This is a genomic window from Variovorax sp. EL159, assembly GCF_900100965.1.
Classification (GTDB): Bacteria; Pseudomonadota; Gammaproteobacteria; order Burkholderiales; family Burkholderiaceae_C; genus Variovorax.
The window spans coordinates 543389-559640 of record NZ_FMUJ01000003.1 but is presented as its reverse complement, the minus strand read 5'-3'; the positions used below and the strand labels follow the sequence as shown (position 1 = coordinate 559640).

General features: G+C 66.7%; 16 protein-coding genes. 9 read left to right on the top strand and 7 right to left on the bottom strand.

Translation table 11 applies throughout. The features are described from left to right. The first annotated feature begins 142 nt into the window (after positions 1-142). Positions 143-1075, top strand: coding sequence for a family 2A encapsulin nanocompartment shell protein (locus BLQ28_RS14615; RefSeq protein ID WP_042579703.1), 933 nt, complete (start codon positions 143-145; stop codon positions 1073-1075). A gap of 84 nt (positions 1076-1159) precedes the next feature. Then, the gene (locus tag BLQ28_RS14610) at positions 1160-3040 is read left to right on the top strand and encodes a family 2A encapsulin nanocompartment cargo protein cysteine desulfurase (RefSeq protein WP_256327335.1); all 1881 of its coding nucleotides are present in this window, start codon (positions 1160-1162) and stop codon (positions 3038-3040) included. A 75-nt stretch (positions 3041-3115) separates the two neighbouring features. Here BLQ28_RS14610 and BLQ28_RS14605 read toward each other — a convergent pair whose 3' ends face one another. Together BLQ28_RS14605 and BLQ28_RS14600 are read right to left on the bottom strand one after the other, a co-directional pair. Further along, the gene (locus tag BLQ28_RS14605; RefSeq protein ID WP_093240459.1) at positions 3116-3949 is read right to left on the bottom strand and encodes an AraC family transcriptional regulator; all 834 of its coding nucleotides are present in this window, start codon (positions 3947-3949) and stop codon (positions 3116-3118) included. A gap of 124 nt (positions 3950-4073) precedes the next feature. Further along, complete coding sequence (locus tag BLQ28_RS14600; protein ID WP_093240457.1) at positions 4074-5039, bottom strand: alpha/beta hydrolase family protein; 966 nt, start codon at positions 5037-5039, stop codon at positions 4074-4076. 231 nt (positions 5040-5270) lie between these two features. Here BLQ28_RS14600 and BLQ28_RS14595 point away from each other — a divergent pair, with 231 nt between their 5' ends. Next, the gene (locus BLQ28_RS14595) at positions 5271-6626 is read left to right on the top strand and encodes an NAD(P)/FAD-dependent oxidoreductase (RefSeq protein ID WP_093240456.1); all 1356 of its coding nucleotides are present in this window, start codon (positions 5271-5273) and stop codon (positions 6624-6626) included. Here the strand turns inward: BLQ28_RS14595 and BLQ28_RS14590 are convergent. The 4 genes from BLQ28_RS14590 to BLQ28_RS14575 all read right to left on the bottom strand — a co-directional run bounded on the left by BLQ28_RS14590 (position 6613) and on the right by BLQ28_RS14575 (position 10606). Then, a complete protein-coding gene (locus BLQ28_RS14590) occupies positions 6613-7299 on the bottom strand; it encodes an Asp/Glu/hydantoin racemase (RefSeq protein WP_093241688.1) in 687 nt (228 codons plus the stop codon). The two genes, BLQ28_RS14595 and BLQ28_RS14590, sit on opposite strands and share 14 nt — an antisense overlap. A gap of 22 nt (positions 7300-7321) precedes the next feature. Next, positions 7322-8254: a 2-dehydropantoate 2-reductase gene (panE, locus tag BLQ28_RS14585; RefSeq protein ID WP_093240454.1), complete on the bottom strand. Its 933-nt coding sequence runs from the start codon at positions 8252-8254 to the stop codon at positions 7322-7324. A 71-nt stretch (positions 8255-8325) separates the two neighbouring features. Then, a complete protein-coding gene (gene solA / locus BLQ28_RS14580) occupies positions 8326-9546 on the bottom strand; it encodes an N-methyl-L-tryptophan oxidase (protein WP_093240452.1) in 1221 nt (406 codons plus the stop codon). A gap of 13 nt (positions 9547-9559) precedes the next feature. Continuing rightward, complete coding sequence (locus BLQ28_RS14575) at positions 9560-10606, bottom strand: aliphatic sulfonate ABC transporter substrate-binding protein (RefSeq protein WP_256327296.1); 1047 nt, start codon at positions 10604-10606, stop codon at positions 9560-9562. 138 nt (positions 10607-10744) lie between these two features. On the opposite strand from BLQ28_RS14575, the gene BLQ28_RS14570 reads away from it, so the two are divergent. The 4 genes from BLQ28_RS14570 to BLQ28_RS14555 are packed head-to-tail and all read left to right on the top strand — an operon-like array spanning position 10745 to position 13639. Then, the gene (locus tag BLQ28_RS14570; protein ID WP_093240450.1) at positions 10745-11581 is read left to right on the top strand and encodes an ABC transporter substrate-binding protein; all 837 of its coding nucleotides are present in this window, start codon (positions 10745-10747) and stop codon (positions 11579-11581) included. A gap of 22 nt (positions 11582-11603) precedes the next feature. Next, positions 11604-12308 carry an amino acid ABC transporter permease gene (locus BLQ28_RS14565; protein ID WP_093241683.1) on the top strand — a complete coding sequence of 235 codons (705 nt, stop codon included), beginning with the start codon at positions 11604-11606 and terminating at the stop codon, positions 12306-12308. Beyond that, positions 12305-13036, top strand: a complete 732-nt coding sequence (locus BLQ28_RS14560; protein ID WP_093241681.1) for an amino acid ABC transporter permease — start codon at positions 12305-12307, stop codon at positions 13034-13036. Before BLQ28_RS14565 ends, BLQ28_RS14560 begins: the two co-directional genes overlap by 4 nt. Positions 13037-13081: 45 nt before the next feature. Continuing rightward, positions 13082-13639 carry an NADPH-dependent FMN reductase gene (locus BLQ28_RS14555; RefSeq protein ID WP_093240448.1) on the top strand — a complete coding sequence of 186 codons (558 nt, stop codon included), beginning with the start codon at positions 13082-13084 and terminating at the stop codon, positions 13637-13639. Positions 13640-13724: 85 nt separating this feature from the next. Here BLQ28_RS14555 and BLQ28_RS14550 read toward each other — a convergent pair whose 3' ends face one another. Continuing rightward, complete coding sequence (locus tag BLQ28_RS14550) at positions 13725-14372, bottom strand: FMN-dependent NADH-azoreductase (RefSeq protein ID WP_093240445.1); 648 nt, start codon at positions 14370-14372, stop codon at positions 13725-13727. A gap of 134 nt (positions 14373-14506) precedes the next feature. On the opposite strand from BLQ28_RS14550, the gene BLQ28_RS14545 reads away from it, so the two are divergent. Together BLQ28_RS14545 and BLQ28_RS14540 are read left to right on the top strand one after the other, a co-directional pair. After that, a complete protein-coding gene (locus BLQ28_RS14545) occupies positions 14507-15421 on the top strand; it encodes a LysR family transcriptional regulator (RefSeq protein ID WP_093240442.1) in 915 nt (304 codons plus the stop codon). Positions 15422-15600: 179 nt separating this feature from the next. Continuing rightward, positions 15601-16242, top strand: coding sequence for a peroxiredoxin (locus tag BLQ28_RS14540; RefSeq protein ID WP_093240439.1), 642 nt, complete (start codon positions 15601-15603; stop codon positions 16240-16242). The last annotated feature ends 10 nt before the right edge of the window (positions 16243-16252 follow it).

The following is a 16252-nucleotide window of genomic DNA, read 5'->3' as shown; positions in this document are numbered from 1 at the left end:
GGCGGCGTTGCAAATCCTCGCGATACCTCGGGTATCGCTCCGGTTTGCGCCTTGCCCTCGGCGCGAATCCATCGCTTTCGTCATGTTTCGAAATCTCCGGATCGACGTACCTGCCACTTTTTCCCAACAGGAGCCTTGATTCATGAGCGCAACAGTCGGTGGTACCACCGCCCTTGGCGACAACGCCGCACGCCAGCTAGCCAATGCCACCAAGACAGTTCCCCAGCTCGAGACGATCAGCCCGCGCTGGCTGACGCACCTGCTGCAATGGGTGCCGGTGGAAGCGGGTATCTACCGCGTCAACAAGGTCAAGAACCCCGAGTCGATCAAGGTCACCTGCACCTCGCGCGAAGAAGAAAACCAGCTGCCGCGCACCTTCGTCGACTACGAAGAAAACCCGCGCGAGCACTACCTCAATGCCGTGAGCACCGTGCTCGACGTGCACACCCGCATCTCCGACCTGTACAGCAGCCCGCACGACCAGATCAAGGAGCAGCTGCGCCTGACGATCGAGACGATCAAGGAGAACCAGGAGAGCGAGCTCATCAACAACCCCGACTACGGCCTGCTGGCCCAGGTGAGCGAAGAGCAGCGCATCTTTCCGCTGACCGGCGCGCCCACGCCCGACGACCTCGATGAGCTGCTGACCAAGGTCTGGAAAGAGCCAGCGTTCTTCCTCACGCACCCGCTGGCCATTGCCGCCTTCGGCCGTGAAGCCACCCGCCGTGGCACGCCGCCGCCAACCGTGAGCCTGTTCGGCTCGCAATTCATCACCTGGCGCGGCATTCCGCTGATTCCCTCGAACAAGGTGCCAGTGGCCGACGGCAAGAGCAAGATCCTGCTGCTGCGCGTGGGCGACAAGCGCCAGGGCGTGGTCGGCCTCTTTCAGCCAGGCCTGTCGGGCGAGCAGAGCCCGGGCCTGTCGGTGCGCTTCATGGGCATCAACAACCACGCGATCGCGTCGTACCTGATCTCGCTGTACTGCTCGCTCGCGGTGCTGACTACCGACGCACTGGCGGTGCTCGACGACGTCGAGATCGGCAAGTACCACGACTATCCCGACACCTACAAGTAAGCCGCGGTGAGTACCCCTTTGACTCCGGGCGGCCTGCCGTCGCAGGCGGGCGAGGCGCCGTTCGATCCGGCCATCCTCTCGCGCATGGCCAGCGCCATGTTCTCCGCGCTGCCAGGCACGCCGCCATCTTCGTTGCCCGGTATGGCGAGCGGGCTGGTGCCGGGCGCGCAGTTTCCCGCCAACATCGCACCGCCGGGCTCGCCGTTGGTGAGTCCGGCAGGCTTCGGGCCGAGCGTGCCGGGCACGCCGATTCCGCAAGGGCAGATCCCGGGCGCGAATGTGCTGCCCGCATCGCCGACGCAGTTGCCGTCGCTCGCGAACCGTGCGCCGGCCTTGCTGCCGCATGCGGTGGCGGGCAATGGCGTGCCGGACAACGTGCTGTCCGTGGCGCCGGCGTTCGAGCCGCGCCTGGGTGGCACGGTGCTGGGTGTGCCGCAGCAGGTCAATGCACCTGCTGCGCCGCAGGCGGCCGCGTCGCCGTTCTACTTCTTGAATAACAGCTACGGTCATCCGTTGGCGGGTGACGGCCATGGCGCCGCGATTCATGACCCGTTCGCCGGCCTTGCCGCACCTGTGGCTCAGCCGGCATTGCCGCCGAGCCCGCCTTCGGCGCCAGTTGGTCGCGATGCGCAGTTCTACTTTGTCGATGCGGTGCGCTTGCCCAATGGCTTCGTTACGCCGGCCAAGCCCGATCCGCGTGGCCCCGAGGCGGTGCCGCTGGCCGGGAGCAGCCTGCATCCGCCATTCGACGTACATGCTGTGCGGCGCGACTTTCCGATCCTGCAGGAACGCGTCAACGGCAAGCAGCTCGTGTGGTTCGACAACGCGGCCACCACGCACAAGCCGCAATCGGTGATCGACCGCATCGCGTACTTCTACGCGCACGAGAACTCGAACATCCATCGCGCGGCGCATGAACTGGCCGCACGCGCAACCGACGCCTATGAAGGCGCACGGGAGCGGGTGCGCAAGTTCATCAACGCGCCCGAGGTGGAAGAGGTGATCTTCGTGCGCGGGACCACCGAGGCCATCAACCTCGTAGCCAAGAGCTGGGGTGGCCAGCATGTGGGCGAGGGCGACGAGATCATCGTCTCCAACCTGGAGCACCACGCCAACATCGTGCCTTGGCAGCAGCTCGCCGCCGCCAAGGGCGCGAAGCTGCGCGTGATTCCGGTCGACGATTCGGGGCAGGTGCTGCTCGACGAATACCGCAAGCTGCTCAACGACCGCACGAAGATCGTGGCCGTCACGCAGGTCTCGAATGCGCTGGGCACCGTGGTGCCGGTCAAGGAGATTGTCGAGCTGGCCCATCGCGCGGGCGCGAAGGCGCTGGTCGATGGTGCGCAGTCGGTCTCGCACATGCGTGTGGACGTGCAGGACATCGGCGCGGACTTTTTCGTGTTCTCGGGCCACAAGGTGTTCGGCCCGACCGGCATCGGCGTGGTCTGGGGCAAGCGCGAAGTGCTCGAAGACATGCCCCCGTGGCAGGGCGGCGGCAACATGATTGCCGACGTGACCTTCGAGAAGACAGTGTTCCAGCCGATCCCGAACAAGTTCGAGGCCGGCACCGGCAACATCGCCGACGCGGTGGGGCTGGGTGCCGCCATCGACTACGTCAACAAGGTCGGCATCGAGAACATCGCGCGCTACGAGCATGACCTGCTGGTGTACGGTATGGCACAGCTCGGTGCGATCCCGGGTGTGCGGCTCATCGGCACGGCGGTCGACAAGGCCAGCGTGATGTCTTTCGTGCTCGACGGCTACAGCACCGAAGAGGTGGGGCAGGCGTTGAACGAAGAGGGCATCGCGGTGCGCACGGGCCACCACTGCGCGCAGCCGATCCTGCGGCGCTTCGGTGTCGAGACCACGGTGCGGCCGTCGCTGGCGTTCTACAACACCTTCGACGAGGTCGATCGGCTGGTGGCTGTGGTGCGCAGGCTGGCTGGCCAGCGCCGCGCGGGTTAGGGGCGGCTCGTCCGCCCTGGCGGCTGTCAAAAGCTATCAAGGGCCCGTCGCCGATCCGCGTCAGGCCGCGCCAACTCAAGGCACGCCGGCAGAACGAATGGGAATGAGCAGGTCCGTGCGCAGCTCGGCCTGCGACACCTGCCGCGGCGAGTTCAGGTAGTGCTCCAGCATGGGCCGGTCGTCCGGCTCGTAGCCGCTGCCCGGCAGCCAGCGGGCATACAGCGCGTTGATGGCTGCGTTGATGCGGGCATAGGGGCCGGCCAGGCAATGCAGCGCGTAGCGGCCGCCCGGCAAGTCCAGCGTTTCGAGCTTCACGTGAGCGGGCCAAGGCTCGGGCGATGCCGCCGCGGCGTAGTACCGGTAATCGTCAGGATTGGGCCCCTCGCCGCAGGAAACGCCCAGCCAGGTCGACATGACCCGGTCGCCGGCGTAGGCGCGCAGCCGGCGATGCGTGTGCGGAATGGTCGACAGCGGCCCCTGATGGCGCAAGGCCTGCACCTGCTGCGCGGGGCGCTCGACGATCCGCACCAGGGCCTGGGTGGCACCGGCATCGGGCGCCATGTGCTGCATCTGCTGCTGGAACTCGCGCGGCGACTGTCCGGTGAAGTGGCCGAAGGCCCGCGAGAAGGCCTGCGGGCTGTCGTAGCCGACCTCCATGGCCACCTGCGTGACGCTCTGGTGGCCTTCTTCGAGCAACTGCGTCGCGCGCGCCAGCCGCACGCGACGCACCGTGGCGGCCACCGTTTCGCCAGCGATGCTGCTGTAGACGCGGTGGAAGTGAAACGGCGAGAAATGCGCCAGCCGCGCCAGGTCTTCGAGGCGGTGCTCCGCCATCGGGTCCGCCACGATGGCCGCGACCACACGGGCCACGCGGGACCGGTAGTTCTCTTCGGCGCGCGGGGTTCTCATGGGGGCGAGTGTGCCGCTTTCAGGCGTGGCGTACTTAGCCGTTCTTGCGCAATGGCGCCAGGGCCGCACCTGCCTAACGGTGGCGAGGCTGCCGGCCGGCACAAAAGGCCGAGGTGCTCGGGCGTTAGGAGTTGGCCGCCTGCAGAAGATGCCGCTTGAGGAATTCAACCACCTTGGCGTTGAAAGTGGCATGAAAGGCCGCCCGGTCGAAGCCCGGTTCGTCGTTGCAGATCTCCAGTTTGGCCGCGAGCTGCGTGGCCGAGCAGGGCGGCAGAAAGCCGAAGTGCGCAGCCTTGTCCGCCACGTGCCATTCGGGTGGTGAGGGCAGGTTGCGGCGAACCGCGGCCACGCTTTCGGGCGTGACGCCGTCACCGCCATAGGCGGAGGCCCAGAGCTGGATCGGGAGGGTGACGTTCTTCAGGCCCTGGGCGTCGAAGATGGGGCTGAACGGATCGGCGATCACCGCCGCCTTGATGCGTGCGTCATGCGTCAGCGGCGTGGCCAGGAGCTCCCTGAAGCGCTCCTGCATCAGCGTGCACAGCGGACTCGTTGGGGCCGATGCGCAGTTGGACGAAGGCAGGGGAGGGAGCCGTTCGAAATCGGGCACGGCGCCGCCGAGCACGAGACCGGTGTAGCCGCCCCTGGAAAACCCGAAGAAGCCGATCTTGTCGGCCGCCAGCGCGCTGCGCGACGGCCACTGCTGCAGCATGTAGTCGATCAGCCGCTTGATGTCGGTGGTGCGCGTCGCAAGCGCGGAAATCCTGTCGTTCGGGCCGCCGCGGATCTGGTAGTTGTCGCTCGAATGGCTGATGGCCGCGACCACGAAGCCCGCATCGGCCAGGGCTTGCGCCGTGTCCTGGTGGCCGCGGAAGGAGCCGCCATAGCCGTGCGACACCACGACCAACGGCAATTGCGCACCGGCAACCGGGCAGTCCTTGGTGTCGGGCGTGACGCAGGGCGTCCACACGGCGCCGTGCAGCGCCGGGCCTTGTGCATCGGCGGGCACTTCGATGGTGGTGAAGCCGGCGGCCTGGGCGAAGGGCGCCGCGAGGCAGCAGAGCGTGAGCAAGAGCAGGCGAAGAAGGGGCATGGCGGGTCCTGGCAAGAGAGGATGCAAAGGCCGGGTCGCGTGGCGGGCGTGGCGCGTCCGCCGGCCGCGACGGCACGGGTTGTCATGGCGGCCAGTGTGCCGATCCGGGCCGCCGCGCACTTAGCCGACTTTGCGCAAATGCACCGGCCCGGCCGGTGTGCCGCGGCAGCGCCGGCGCGCTTTTTCGCCGCGTTATGCTGTGCGGCACCGTCAATCACGAGCCTCACACGAATGCCCCCGATCGAAGATTCCCCCGTTCCTGCCAGTGCCGATGCATCCTGCGATGTGCTCGTGATCGGTGGCGGCCCCGCCGGCTCCACGGTCGCGGCGCTGCTGGCGCAACAGGGCCGCAGCGTGGTCTTGCTCGAAAAGGCGCACCACCCGCGCTTTCACATCGGCGAATCGCTGCTGCCCGCGAACGTCGAGCTGTTCGAAAAGCTCGGCGTGCGCGACCAGGTCGAGAAGATCGGCATGCCCAAGTTCGGCATCGAGTTCGTCTCGCCGGAGCATGAGCACCGCAGCTATGTGGAATTTGCCGAGGGTTGGGACAAGTCGCTCGACTCCGCCTGGCAGGTGCGCCGCTCCGAACTCGACGAGCTGCTCTTCCGCAATGCCGCCACCCGCGGCGCGCAGACCCTGGAAGGCTGCAAGGTGCGCGACGTGGCCTTCGACGCCGACGGCGCCACAGTGCAGGCCGAGATGGACGATGGCGCCAAGCGCAACTGGCGCACCCGCTTCGTGGTCGATGCCACCGGGCGCGACACGCTGCTCGCCAACAAATTCCGCTGCAAGGAAAAGAACCCGGACCACAACAGCACCGCGCTGTTCGGCCATTTCACGAATGCCGAGCGGCTCGAAGGCAAGAAGGAAGGCAACATCAGCATCTGCTGGTTCCCGCACGGCTGGTTCTGGTTCATTCCGCTGGCCGATGGCACCACGAGCGTGGGCGCGGTCTGCTGGCCGTACTACCTGAAGACGCGCGACAAGCCGCTGAAAGAGTTCTTCTACGACACCATCGCGCTGTGCCCGGTGCTGGTGGACCGCCTGAAGAACGCCACGCTGGTCGACGACGCGGTGCACGCCACCGGCAACTTCTCGTACTCGAGCACGCACGCCACCGGCGATCGCTACCTGTTGCTGGGCGACGCCTTTACCTTCATCGACCCGATGTTCTCGTCGGGCGTGTACCTGGCGATGCACAGCGCCTTCGACGGTGCCGAGCTCGTAGCCACCGCGCTCGACCGGCCGGCGGAAATGCCCGCCACGCGCCAGGCCTTCGAGGCCATGATGCGCAAGGGCCCGAGCGAGTACTCGTGGTTCATCTACCGCGTGACGAACCCGACCATCCGCGACATGTTCATGCACCCGGGCAATCCGTTCCGGGTGAAAGAGGCGCTGATGTCGCTGCTGGCCGGCGACATCTACAAGGGCACGCCGATGTGGGGCGCGCTGCGCATGTTCAAGGTGCTGTACTACGGCATCTCGATCGCCAACTTCCGCCGCACCTGGGCCGGCTGGAAGCGGCACCGCTTCAACACCCGCGACATGGGGATGCTGAAGGGCGAGACGATCCTCAAGTCGGACTGAGGTTCCACGCGGTGCGCGAGGCGCGCAGCGTGGCCACGGCGTGCGCAACGCCCAGCCCGGGGCTGCTGAGCACCTCGATGCCGAGATCGCCGAGCAGGGCGGTCACGGGCGCCATCGAGGCCTGCGCCAGCACGATCACATCCGAGGCGCTGGCCACGGCGCGGATCGATTCGGCCAGCGTCTGCACATAGCGTGCGATGTCGCCGGCCTGGAAATGCACCCAGGCATCTTCGACCAGCAGCGTGTTCGCACGAATCCCGACGCCGGCCTGCGTGGCCGCCGAAAGAACCAGCGAGCGGGTCGGGTCCAGCGTGCTTTCGACCGCACCGACGATCAGCACGCGGGGCCCGCTGCGCACCGCGCGATCGGCCATGGGGCGGTCGATGCGCAGGGCGGTGAAGGCGCCGCCGGTGGCCGTTTTTTCGGCGATGCCGCCGATGGTCGAGCAGGTGCACACAACCACCAAGGCGCCGTCCGCCGCGGCTTCTCGCATGGCCTCGTGCACGCGCGTGACCAGGCCCGCGTTGTCGACGCCCAGCGTGCGGGCATCGCCCAGCAGGTCTTCCATCACCAGGTGCTGGACGTTCAGCTCGGGCGCAAGCTCGCGCGCGAGGCTCCCGAAGGTCTGCACATGCACCTGCGCCGTATGGAGGAACGCGAGCGTGTCACCCATGGTTTCTTTCGTGTCTTCCGTTTCAGCCGGCTTCGCGGGCACGCCTGGCTTCGTAGGCCTTCAGATGGACGTAGGCGGTGCGCAGCACCGAGGGCGCGGCCGGGTCGCCGGCCGGCGCACGGCGCAGCAGGTCGCCAACAATGTGGTCGGCCTCGACCTGCGCACCGCGCACGATGTCCTTGTACATCGATGCCGTCATCTGCGAGCCCGCCGTCGTGACCACCGCGCGGCCGCGTTCGAGCGCCGAGGGGCGGGGCGCGAAGCCGTTGTGCGCGGCGATGGCGCAGCATTCGTTGAAGATCGAGAGCGCCACGTCCTGGCCGCCGGCGGCCACGATGTCGCCGATGGACGCGCGCATCAGGCTCGTGAGGCCCGCCGCCGAGGCGATGAAGACCCACTTCTCCCACATGTCCTGCATGATGGTTTCGCTCGCGGTGGCATCGAACTTCGCACCCGCGAACTGTGCCGCGATGGCGTCGACGCGGGCCGATCGGCCGCCGGTGCGCTCGCCGTAGGTCAGGCCATGCATGTCGTTCAGGTGCAGCACGCGGCCTTCGTCGTCCAGCGTGGCGGAGATCATGCACAGGCCGCCGAGCACGCGTTCTTCACCGAAGCGCTCGACCAGCCGGTCGATGTGCTTCATGCCGTTGAGCAGCGGGAGGATGAGGGTGTTCGGGCCGACCGCGGGTGCGAACGCATCCATGGTCGCGTCGAGGTCGTAGGCCTTGCTGCCGACCACGACGACGTCGAAAGGCGTCTTGATGTCTTCGGCCAGCACATGGGGCGGGGCCGGTAGCTGCAGGTTGCCGAAAGGGCTCTGCACCACCAGCCCGGTCTTTGCGAGCTGCGCCACGCGGCGCGGGCGAAGCAGGAAGGTGACATCGCGCCCCGCCTCGATCAGTCGACCGCCGAAATAGCCACCGAGTGCACCCGCACCCACCACCAGAAATCTCATCGCGCGTCGCTCCTGAAACGGAAACAAATAAAGATCGGGAGCGATGATGCCCGGGATCGCGCGCGCTTGCTCTAGGTTGTTTCCTTCCCCAGAAGTCGCTGTCGGGCAAAAGGCCTCAGGTCCAGGCCGTGCGAGCTGGCGCGGCCCAGCACGTGCTCGGCGACGGCTTCGCCCAGGCCGGCCGAGTGCTTGAAACCATGGCCCGAGCAAGCCGAGGCGATGAGCACGTTCGGCAGCCCATCGAGTGCGTCGATCACGAAGCTGCGGTCGGGCGTCACGGTGTACATGCAGGCACGCGCCTTGATCGCGCGGCCGTCGATCTGCGGAAAGCGACCGGCCACGCGGTGGCGGTACATCGCGGCGGTTTCCTCGGGGCTCACGGTGCGGTCGAGCGCGTCGGGTGTGGTGGCGTCGACGTACTGCTCGGTCGCGACCTTGAGTGCGGGCTGCGACGGATCGGAGGCCGGAAAGCCGTACATGTAGTCTTCCTGCGCGTCGCCGAACATCCAGATGAAGATGGGAAAGCGGCCTGGTGCGAAGTCTCCAGCGGCACTGCCCGCGTCGAACCAGTGCATGACCTGGCGGTGAACCGAAAAGTTTGCCTGCCAGTCGGCGCGGGCCTGCCGGCCGAGAAACTCGGGCAGCCATGCACCGGCCGCGACCACGACGCGATCGGCCGTGAAGTTGGCCGTGTCGGTGCGAACCCGCACCGTGTCGCCATTGCCCACCGGTTCGACCGACTGCACGCGCTCGCCGGTGCGGGTCTGCGCGCCCGAGGCACGGGCCACCGCGAGCTGGGCGCCGATGGCGTCTTCGGGCCGCACGAAGCCGGCGTCGCGCTCGTGGTAGCCGATCTCGTCGCCCTGCAGATTGAATTGCGGAAAGCGCGCGCGGATGCCGGCCGCATCGAGCACGTCGTGCGCAATGCCGAAGCGCTCGGCGCAGGCGATGGTGCGGCGCACGAAGTCCGATTTGCCATGGTGCTCGGCCACGCGGTCGCGCGGCGCGAGGATCAGGCCGCTCGTGGTGGTCATCAGCGGCTTGCCGGTGCGGGCTTCGAGCTCGCGCCAGATCGCGTGCGAGCGCTGCACGAAGGGCACGTAGGCATCGCCTTCGCCGACAGCCAGCCGCGTGATGCGCGAATCGCCATGCGAGGAGCCCTGGTCGTGCGGGGGCGAGAACTGGTCGATGCCCAACACGCGCGCGCCGCGCTGCGAGAGCTGGTAGAGGGTGGCTGCGCCGAGGGCGCCAAGGCCGACGACGATGACGTCGTAGTGGGAAGACGTGGTCACGTGAGCAGGCGTTTCAGACGAGGTTCAGGTCCAGGAAGGCGTCCTTCACCTCGATGGGTTTGGGAATGAGCTTGAGTTGCGCGAACACGTCGGCCAGGCCTTGCTGTTCTTTCGCAATGGCGGGCGTGAGCGCGACCACGCCATATTGGCGCCGTTCGGTCGCCAGCGCCAGTACCTTCGGATCGACCTTGAGCTGCGGCGCCAGCGTGGCCACCACGTCGGCCGGATGCGCCTGTGCCCATTCGTTGGCCTTGCGCAGTTCGGTGAACACGGTGCGCAGGATGTCCTGGTTGGCCCGCGCATAGCCGGGTTGTGCGAAGTGATAGGTGCGGTTGCCGCTCAGGCCGGTGCCGTCGAACAGCACGCGCGAGTTGGTCGCGATCTGCGCACCGGCCAAAAACGGGTCCCACAGGCCGATGGCCGCGACGCTGCCCGACTGGTAGGCCGCCACCGTGTCGGAGGCCGTGACGATGTAGACGGGCTCGATGTCTTCGTAGCGCAGGCCCGCGGCTTCCAGCGCGCGGATCAGCACGTACTGCGTGTTGTAGCCACGGCCGGTGACGACGCGCTTGCCTTTCAGGTCGCGCACGCTGCGGATCGGCGAATCGCGCGGCACCAGGAAGCCGACGCCGCCGGGGTACGGGCTTTCCGCCGCGAGGTAGACAAGGCCCTTGCCGCTGGCCTGCTGGAACACGCCGATGCCGTCGGAGGCATGGCCGAAGTCGATGGCACCGGCGGCCAGCGCTTCCGACAACTGGCTGCCGCCGAGAAACTCGGCCCATTCCACTTTCACGCCGGCGGCTTCGAGCGCCTTCTCAAGCTGGCCGGTGCCCTTGAGGATGTTGAGCGTGTTGAACTTCTGGTAGCCGATGCGCAGCGTCTTGGCGCGCGATTGGGCAAAAAGCGGAGTGAGGGCTGTGGTGGTCGCGGCACCGATGCCGGCGCGAAGCAGAAGGCGCCGCGACAGGGCGAACGTGAAGGGGTGGTTGGGGTTCATGACGCTGCCGCGCAGGCGCGCGGTCTGGAGAAAGAAGAGAGAGGCCGGCGAATTTAGAAGCACGCCCTTCTTCGCGCCACGAAGCTTTTCTCATTAGTTCATGCGCAAGTCGGCGATGCATAAGCAAGCGGAAATTGCTTCGTTGGTGCGAGCGGGCGGGCTGCCTAGAGTCGCGGCTTTTCATTTCCGAGAAGAGCAGGCATGACCCGCAGCACATTCATCGTTTCAAGCCTGGCGCTGGCCGCCGGCTTTCTTTCCTTTGGCGGCACCGCATGGGCCGACAAGCTCGACGACATCAAGAAGGCCGGCGTGCTGCGCGTGGCCGCGTTCGATGGCAATCCGCCCTTCGGCTACATCGATGCGGCCAGCAAGAAGCAGGTGGGCCACGACATCGACCTGGCCACCGAATTCGCCAAGAGCCTGGGCGTGAAGATCGAGCTGGTGCCGACCAACCCCGCCAATCGCATTCCGCTGCTGACCTCGGGCAAGGTGGACGTGGTGTTCGCGAGCTTCACCATCACCGACGAGCGGGCCAAGGCGGTCGACTTCACCACGCCTTACTTCCTGGTCGGCCAGCAGTTCCTTGCAAAGAAGGGCGTGCTGAAGGATGCCGCGCAGATCAAGGACATCCGCATCGGCACCGAGAAGGGCACGACGATGGAAGCCAACCTGCGCAAGAACTACCCCGACGCCAAGGTCGTGCTGTACGACGACTCGCCCTTCGCGCTGGCTGCGCTGCGCAACGGCAACGTGCAGGCCATCACCAACGACGGCGTGAAGCTCACGGCCCAGTGGAATGCGATTCCCGACAAGGAGAAGTATGAGATCCCGGCGATCACCGTGTCGAAGGAATACCTTGGCGCCGCGGTGCCCAAGGGCGAGACGCGGCTGCTCGAGGCGCTGAACACCTGGCTGATCGAAAGCGAGAAGAACGGCCGCGCGCTGGCCATCTACGACACCTGGTTCGGCCCGAACAGCAAGGCGCCGCTGCCGCGCCTGCTAAAGATCGGCGACCAGCGCGTCGCTGCCGCCAACTGAGGTCGATGCGGCCTTGATCGATCTGTTGCGCGAGCAGTTGCTTGCGCCTCGCTACCTGGGCTGGCTGCTCGACGGCTGGCTGACCACGCTGTGGGCTTCGCTGCTGGTGTCGGCGGGCGCCACGGCGCTCGGCGTCGTCATTGCAGCGGGCCGCTCGTCGAGCCGGCCCGTCCTGCTGCGCGCGACGGGCGCGTATGTCTCGCTGTTTCGCAACACGCCGCTGCTGGTGCAGCTTTTCTTCTGGTACTTCGGCGCGCCGAGCGTGCTGCCCGAGGCCGTGCGCGAATGGCTCTATGCGGGGCATGTGCTGTCGTTCGAGTTGCTCTCGGCCCTTGTCGGGCTGACGCTGTACGCGGCCGCCTATGTGGGTGAAGACATCCGCTCCGGCATTCGCGGCGTGCCCGTAGGCCAGACGCTGGCGGCGTCCGCCCTCGGCTTCACCCGTGCGCAGGTGCTGGCGAATGTGGTGTTGCCGCAGGCGCTGCGCATCGCCTTGCCGCCGCTCTTGGGGCAGTACATGAACATCGTCAAGAACACCTCGCTCGCGATGGCGGTGGGGCTGGTCGAGCTGTCGTATGCGTCGCGGCAGGTGGAGGCCGAGACCTTCAAGACCTTCCAGGCCTTCGGCTTCGCGACGCTGCTGTACATCGTGACCATCGGCGCCATCGAGGTGCTGGCCGCGTGGGCGGCACGGCGGCAGGCGCTCGCGCCGGGGAGGGCGGCATGACCGTGATTGAGACCTTGTGGGACAGCCTGCCGTACCTGCTGTGGGGCGCGTTCCCCAACGGGCAGCTCGGTGGCGCGGCGCTCACGGTGCTGCTCAGTGCCGGGTCGGGCATCGCCTCGGCGGTGCTGGGGCTGGCGTGGGGCATCGGGCTGGCGATGGCGCAGGGTTGGCTGAAGAGCGTGCTCACGCTGGTGCTCGGGTTCTTCCGCGCGATCCCGGTGCTGATGCTGATCTTCTGGACCTACTTTCTCTTGCCGTTCGCGCTCGGCATCAGCGTGCCGGGCATGCTGTCGGTGATGTGCGCGCTGTCGCTGGTGGGCGGCGCCTACCTGGCGCATGCGGTGCACGCGGGCATTCGCGGCATCGGGGCCGGGCAGTGGGCGGCGGGGCTGTCGCTCGGCCTCACGCGATGGGGCACGCTGCGATTCATCGTGCTGCCACAGGCTCTGCGGATGATGCTGCCGTCGTTCATCAACCAGTGGGTGACGCTGGTGAAGGACAGTTCGCTGGCCTACATCGTGGGCGTGGGCGAGCTGTCGTTCGTGGCCTCGCAGGTGAACGCGCGCACGATGGTCTTTCCGGCGGAGATATTCATGCTGGTGGGCGCCATCTACTGGCTGCTGTGCACCGGGCTCGACCGGCTGGCGAACAGGCTCGCGCGGCGCGCGCAAGAAGGTGTGCGAGAGCGCAAGAACTTTTCTGGAAAAGGTCTTGAGCGGTTCGCATAATCGCGTTCGTCATTTCGACCCCCCTCACTTCAAGGAGTTACATCCATGGCCCAGACCCGGATCGCAGTCATCGTCGGCAGCCTTCGCAAGGAATCCCACAACCAGAAGCTGGCCCTGGCGCTCGCGCACCTGGCCCCGTCGGATTTCACTTTCGAGCACTTGCGCATCGACGACCTGCCGCTCTACAACCAGGACGACGACGGCAACCAGTCGCCGCAGGTCAAGCGGCTCAAGAGCGAAATTGCCGCGGCACAGGGCCTGCTGTTCGTCACGCCCGAGTACAACCGTTCGATTCCCGGCGTGCTGAAGAACGCGATCGACCATGCCTCGCGTCCTTATGGCCAGAACGCCTGGGGCGGCAAGCCGGCCGGGGTGGTGGGCATTTCGGTCGGTGCCATCGGCACCGCGCTGGCGCAGCAGCATCTGCGCAACATCCTGGCCTACCTCGACGTGCCCACGCTCGGCGCGCCCGAAGTGTTTCTGCAGACCAAGGACGACCTGTTCGACGACAAGGGCCACATCGGCAACGAAGGCTCGAAGAAATTCCTGCAGGGGTGGATGGACAAGTACGTGGCCTGGATCAAGAGCCACTCGGCCTCGTAAGGTGCTTGCGCATCTCGCGATGCGCCAGACGTGAAAAAGCCGCCCGGCAAGGGCGGCTTTTTTCATGGGCGCGAAGCAGGGCGGATCAGGCCGCTTGCGCCACGTCCTTCTGGTTTGCGGCTTCGGCTGTGGCCACCAGGATGTCGGCCCGTGCGGAGGCCAGCGCGGTGGCCTTGGCGCCGTCGCCCATCGCCACGCCTTCGGCACGCACGAAGCGCACGTCGGTGATGCCGAAGAAACCGAAGATCACCTTCAGGTAGCTCTCCTGGTGCTCCATGGCCTGACCGCCTTCGGTGGTCGAGTAGATGCCGCCGCGGGTGGAGGCCACGATCACGGTCTTGCCGCCGGCCAGGCCCACGGGGCCCTTGTCGGTGTACTTGAAGGTGCGGCCGATTTGCGCGAGGCGGTCGATCCAGGCCTTCAGTTGCGTCGGGATCGAGAAGTTGTAGAACGGCGTGCCGATCACGACGACGTCGGCGCCCAGGAACTGGCTCACCAGCTTTTCGGACAGGGCGTTTTCGCGCTGCTGGGCGTCGGTCGGCTGGGCTTGCACGCCCGTCTTGATGCCCAGGGCGTCCGCGCTGAAATGCGAGGGGGTGTCCACGGCCAGGTCGAGGTATTCGACGGTGGTGTCGGGGTGGGCGGCCTTCCAGGCGGCCACGGTTTCAGCGGAGAGCAGGCGCGAGGTCGAGTTCGTGCTGAGGATGCTGGAGTCGATGTGGAGCAGCTTCATGATGGATCAATCACTTTCGTGTGGCTGTCGGCGCTCAAGGTGGCCGGCGATGTGAGAATTCTATTTTTGGATCGAGTGACTGATAAGTAGCCAAAAATCGCCTAGCTCGTTCTATTTGCAGGACAATCGAGCCCATGCAAGACCTCAACGACATGGTTTTCTTTGCCGAAGTCGCCGAACGCGGCGGCTTTGCGGCGGCCAGCCGGGCCCTTGGCATTCCCAAGTCGCGCCTGTCGCGCCGCGTGGCGGAGCTGGAAGAGCGGCTCGGCGTGCAGCTGATGCAGCGCAGTACCCGGCGCCTGTCGCTCACGCCGGCGGGCGAGATCTACCTGCGGCACGCGTCCGCCATGCGCGATGCGGCCCAGGCGGCAGCCGAAGCCGTGGCCCAGGTGCAGACCGAGCCGAGCGGGCTGGTGCGCCTGACCTGCCCCGTCACCATCGCGCACAGCGGGCTGGCGCAGCTGATGCCGATCTTCATGGACCGGTATCCGGCGGTGCGCATCGACATGCGGGTGATCAACCGGCCGGTCGACCTGATCGAGGAGGGCGTCGACATCGCGCTGCGGGTGCGGCCCGCCATCGAAGACAGCACGGTGCTGGTGGCCAAGACCTTCGGCTACAGCCGCGGCGTGCTGGCCGCGAGCCCGGAGCTGCTGGAGCAATACGGCCCGGTGAACACGCCGGCCGACCTGGCGAAGCTGCCGACGGCGGCGATGTCGGTGAACGGCGAAGGGCGCTCGGAGTGGCGCCTCGACGGCCCGAACGGCGAGACCCACGTGCACATCCACACGCCGCGCTATGTGGCCGATGACCTGGCGACGCTGCAGTTCGGCGCGCTGGGCGGCGTGGGCGCCACGATGCTGCCCGACTACATGTGCCGGGCCGACATGGTGGCCGGACGCCTCGTCAGGCTGCTGCCCGGATGGGGGCCGCCGCCGGTGGTGGCGCACATGGTGTTTCCGGCGCGGCGGGCGCTGGTGCCGGCGGTTCGGCGGCTGATCGACTTTCTGACGGAGCGTTTGCAGAGCGCCGACATGCAGATGTTCTGAGGCTGAATGGGCGCTTACGGGCGCCACAACAACGGATGTTGCTATTCAAAAGATAGCGACCTGGCTTGACCGCCAGCATTCGTTATGCGGAAAACGTCATATCCAAACAAGCAGATATTCGTTTGGCATTGAAGCCGCCGTTCGCACAATCCAGGGCTCCCATCCATTCAGGAGCGACCATGGCAACTCTGCGACTCGGCGACACCGCCCCCAATTTCACCCAGGATTCCAGCGAAGGCCCCATCGACTTCTACCAATGGGCCGGTGACTCCTGGATCGTGTTCTTCTCGCACCCGGCCGACTTCACGCCCGTGTGCACCACCGAACTCGGCAAGACCGCGGCGCTGTCGGGCGAGTTCGCCAAGCGCGGCGTCAAGCCCATCGCGCTGAGCGTCGATCCGGCCACCAAGCACAAGGAGTGGATCAGCGACATCAACGAGACGCAGAACACCACGGTCAACTTCCCGATCATTGCGGACGCCGACCGCAAGGTGGCCGACCTGTACGACCTGATCCACCCGAACGCCTCGACCACGGCCACGGTGCGCAGCGTCTACATCATCGACCCCAAGAAGGTGATCCGCACCACCATCACCTACCCCGCGTCGACCGGCCGCAACTTCGACGAGATCATCCGCGTGATCGACTCGCTGCAGCTCACCGACAGCCACAAGGTGGCCACCCCCGTGAACTGGAAAGACGGCGACGACGTCGTCATCGTGCCCAGCATCCAGGACCCGGCCGAGCTGGCGGAGCGCTTCCCCAAGGGCTTCAAGGCCGTCAAGCCTTACCTGCGCATCACGCCGCAGCCCAACAAGTAAATAGCAAGGC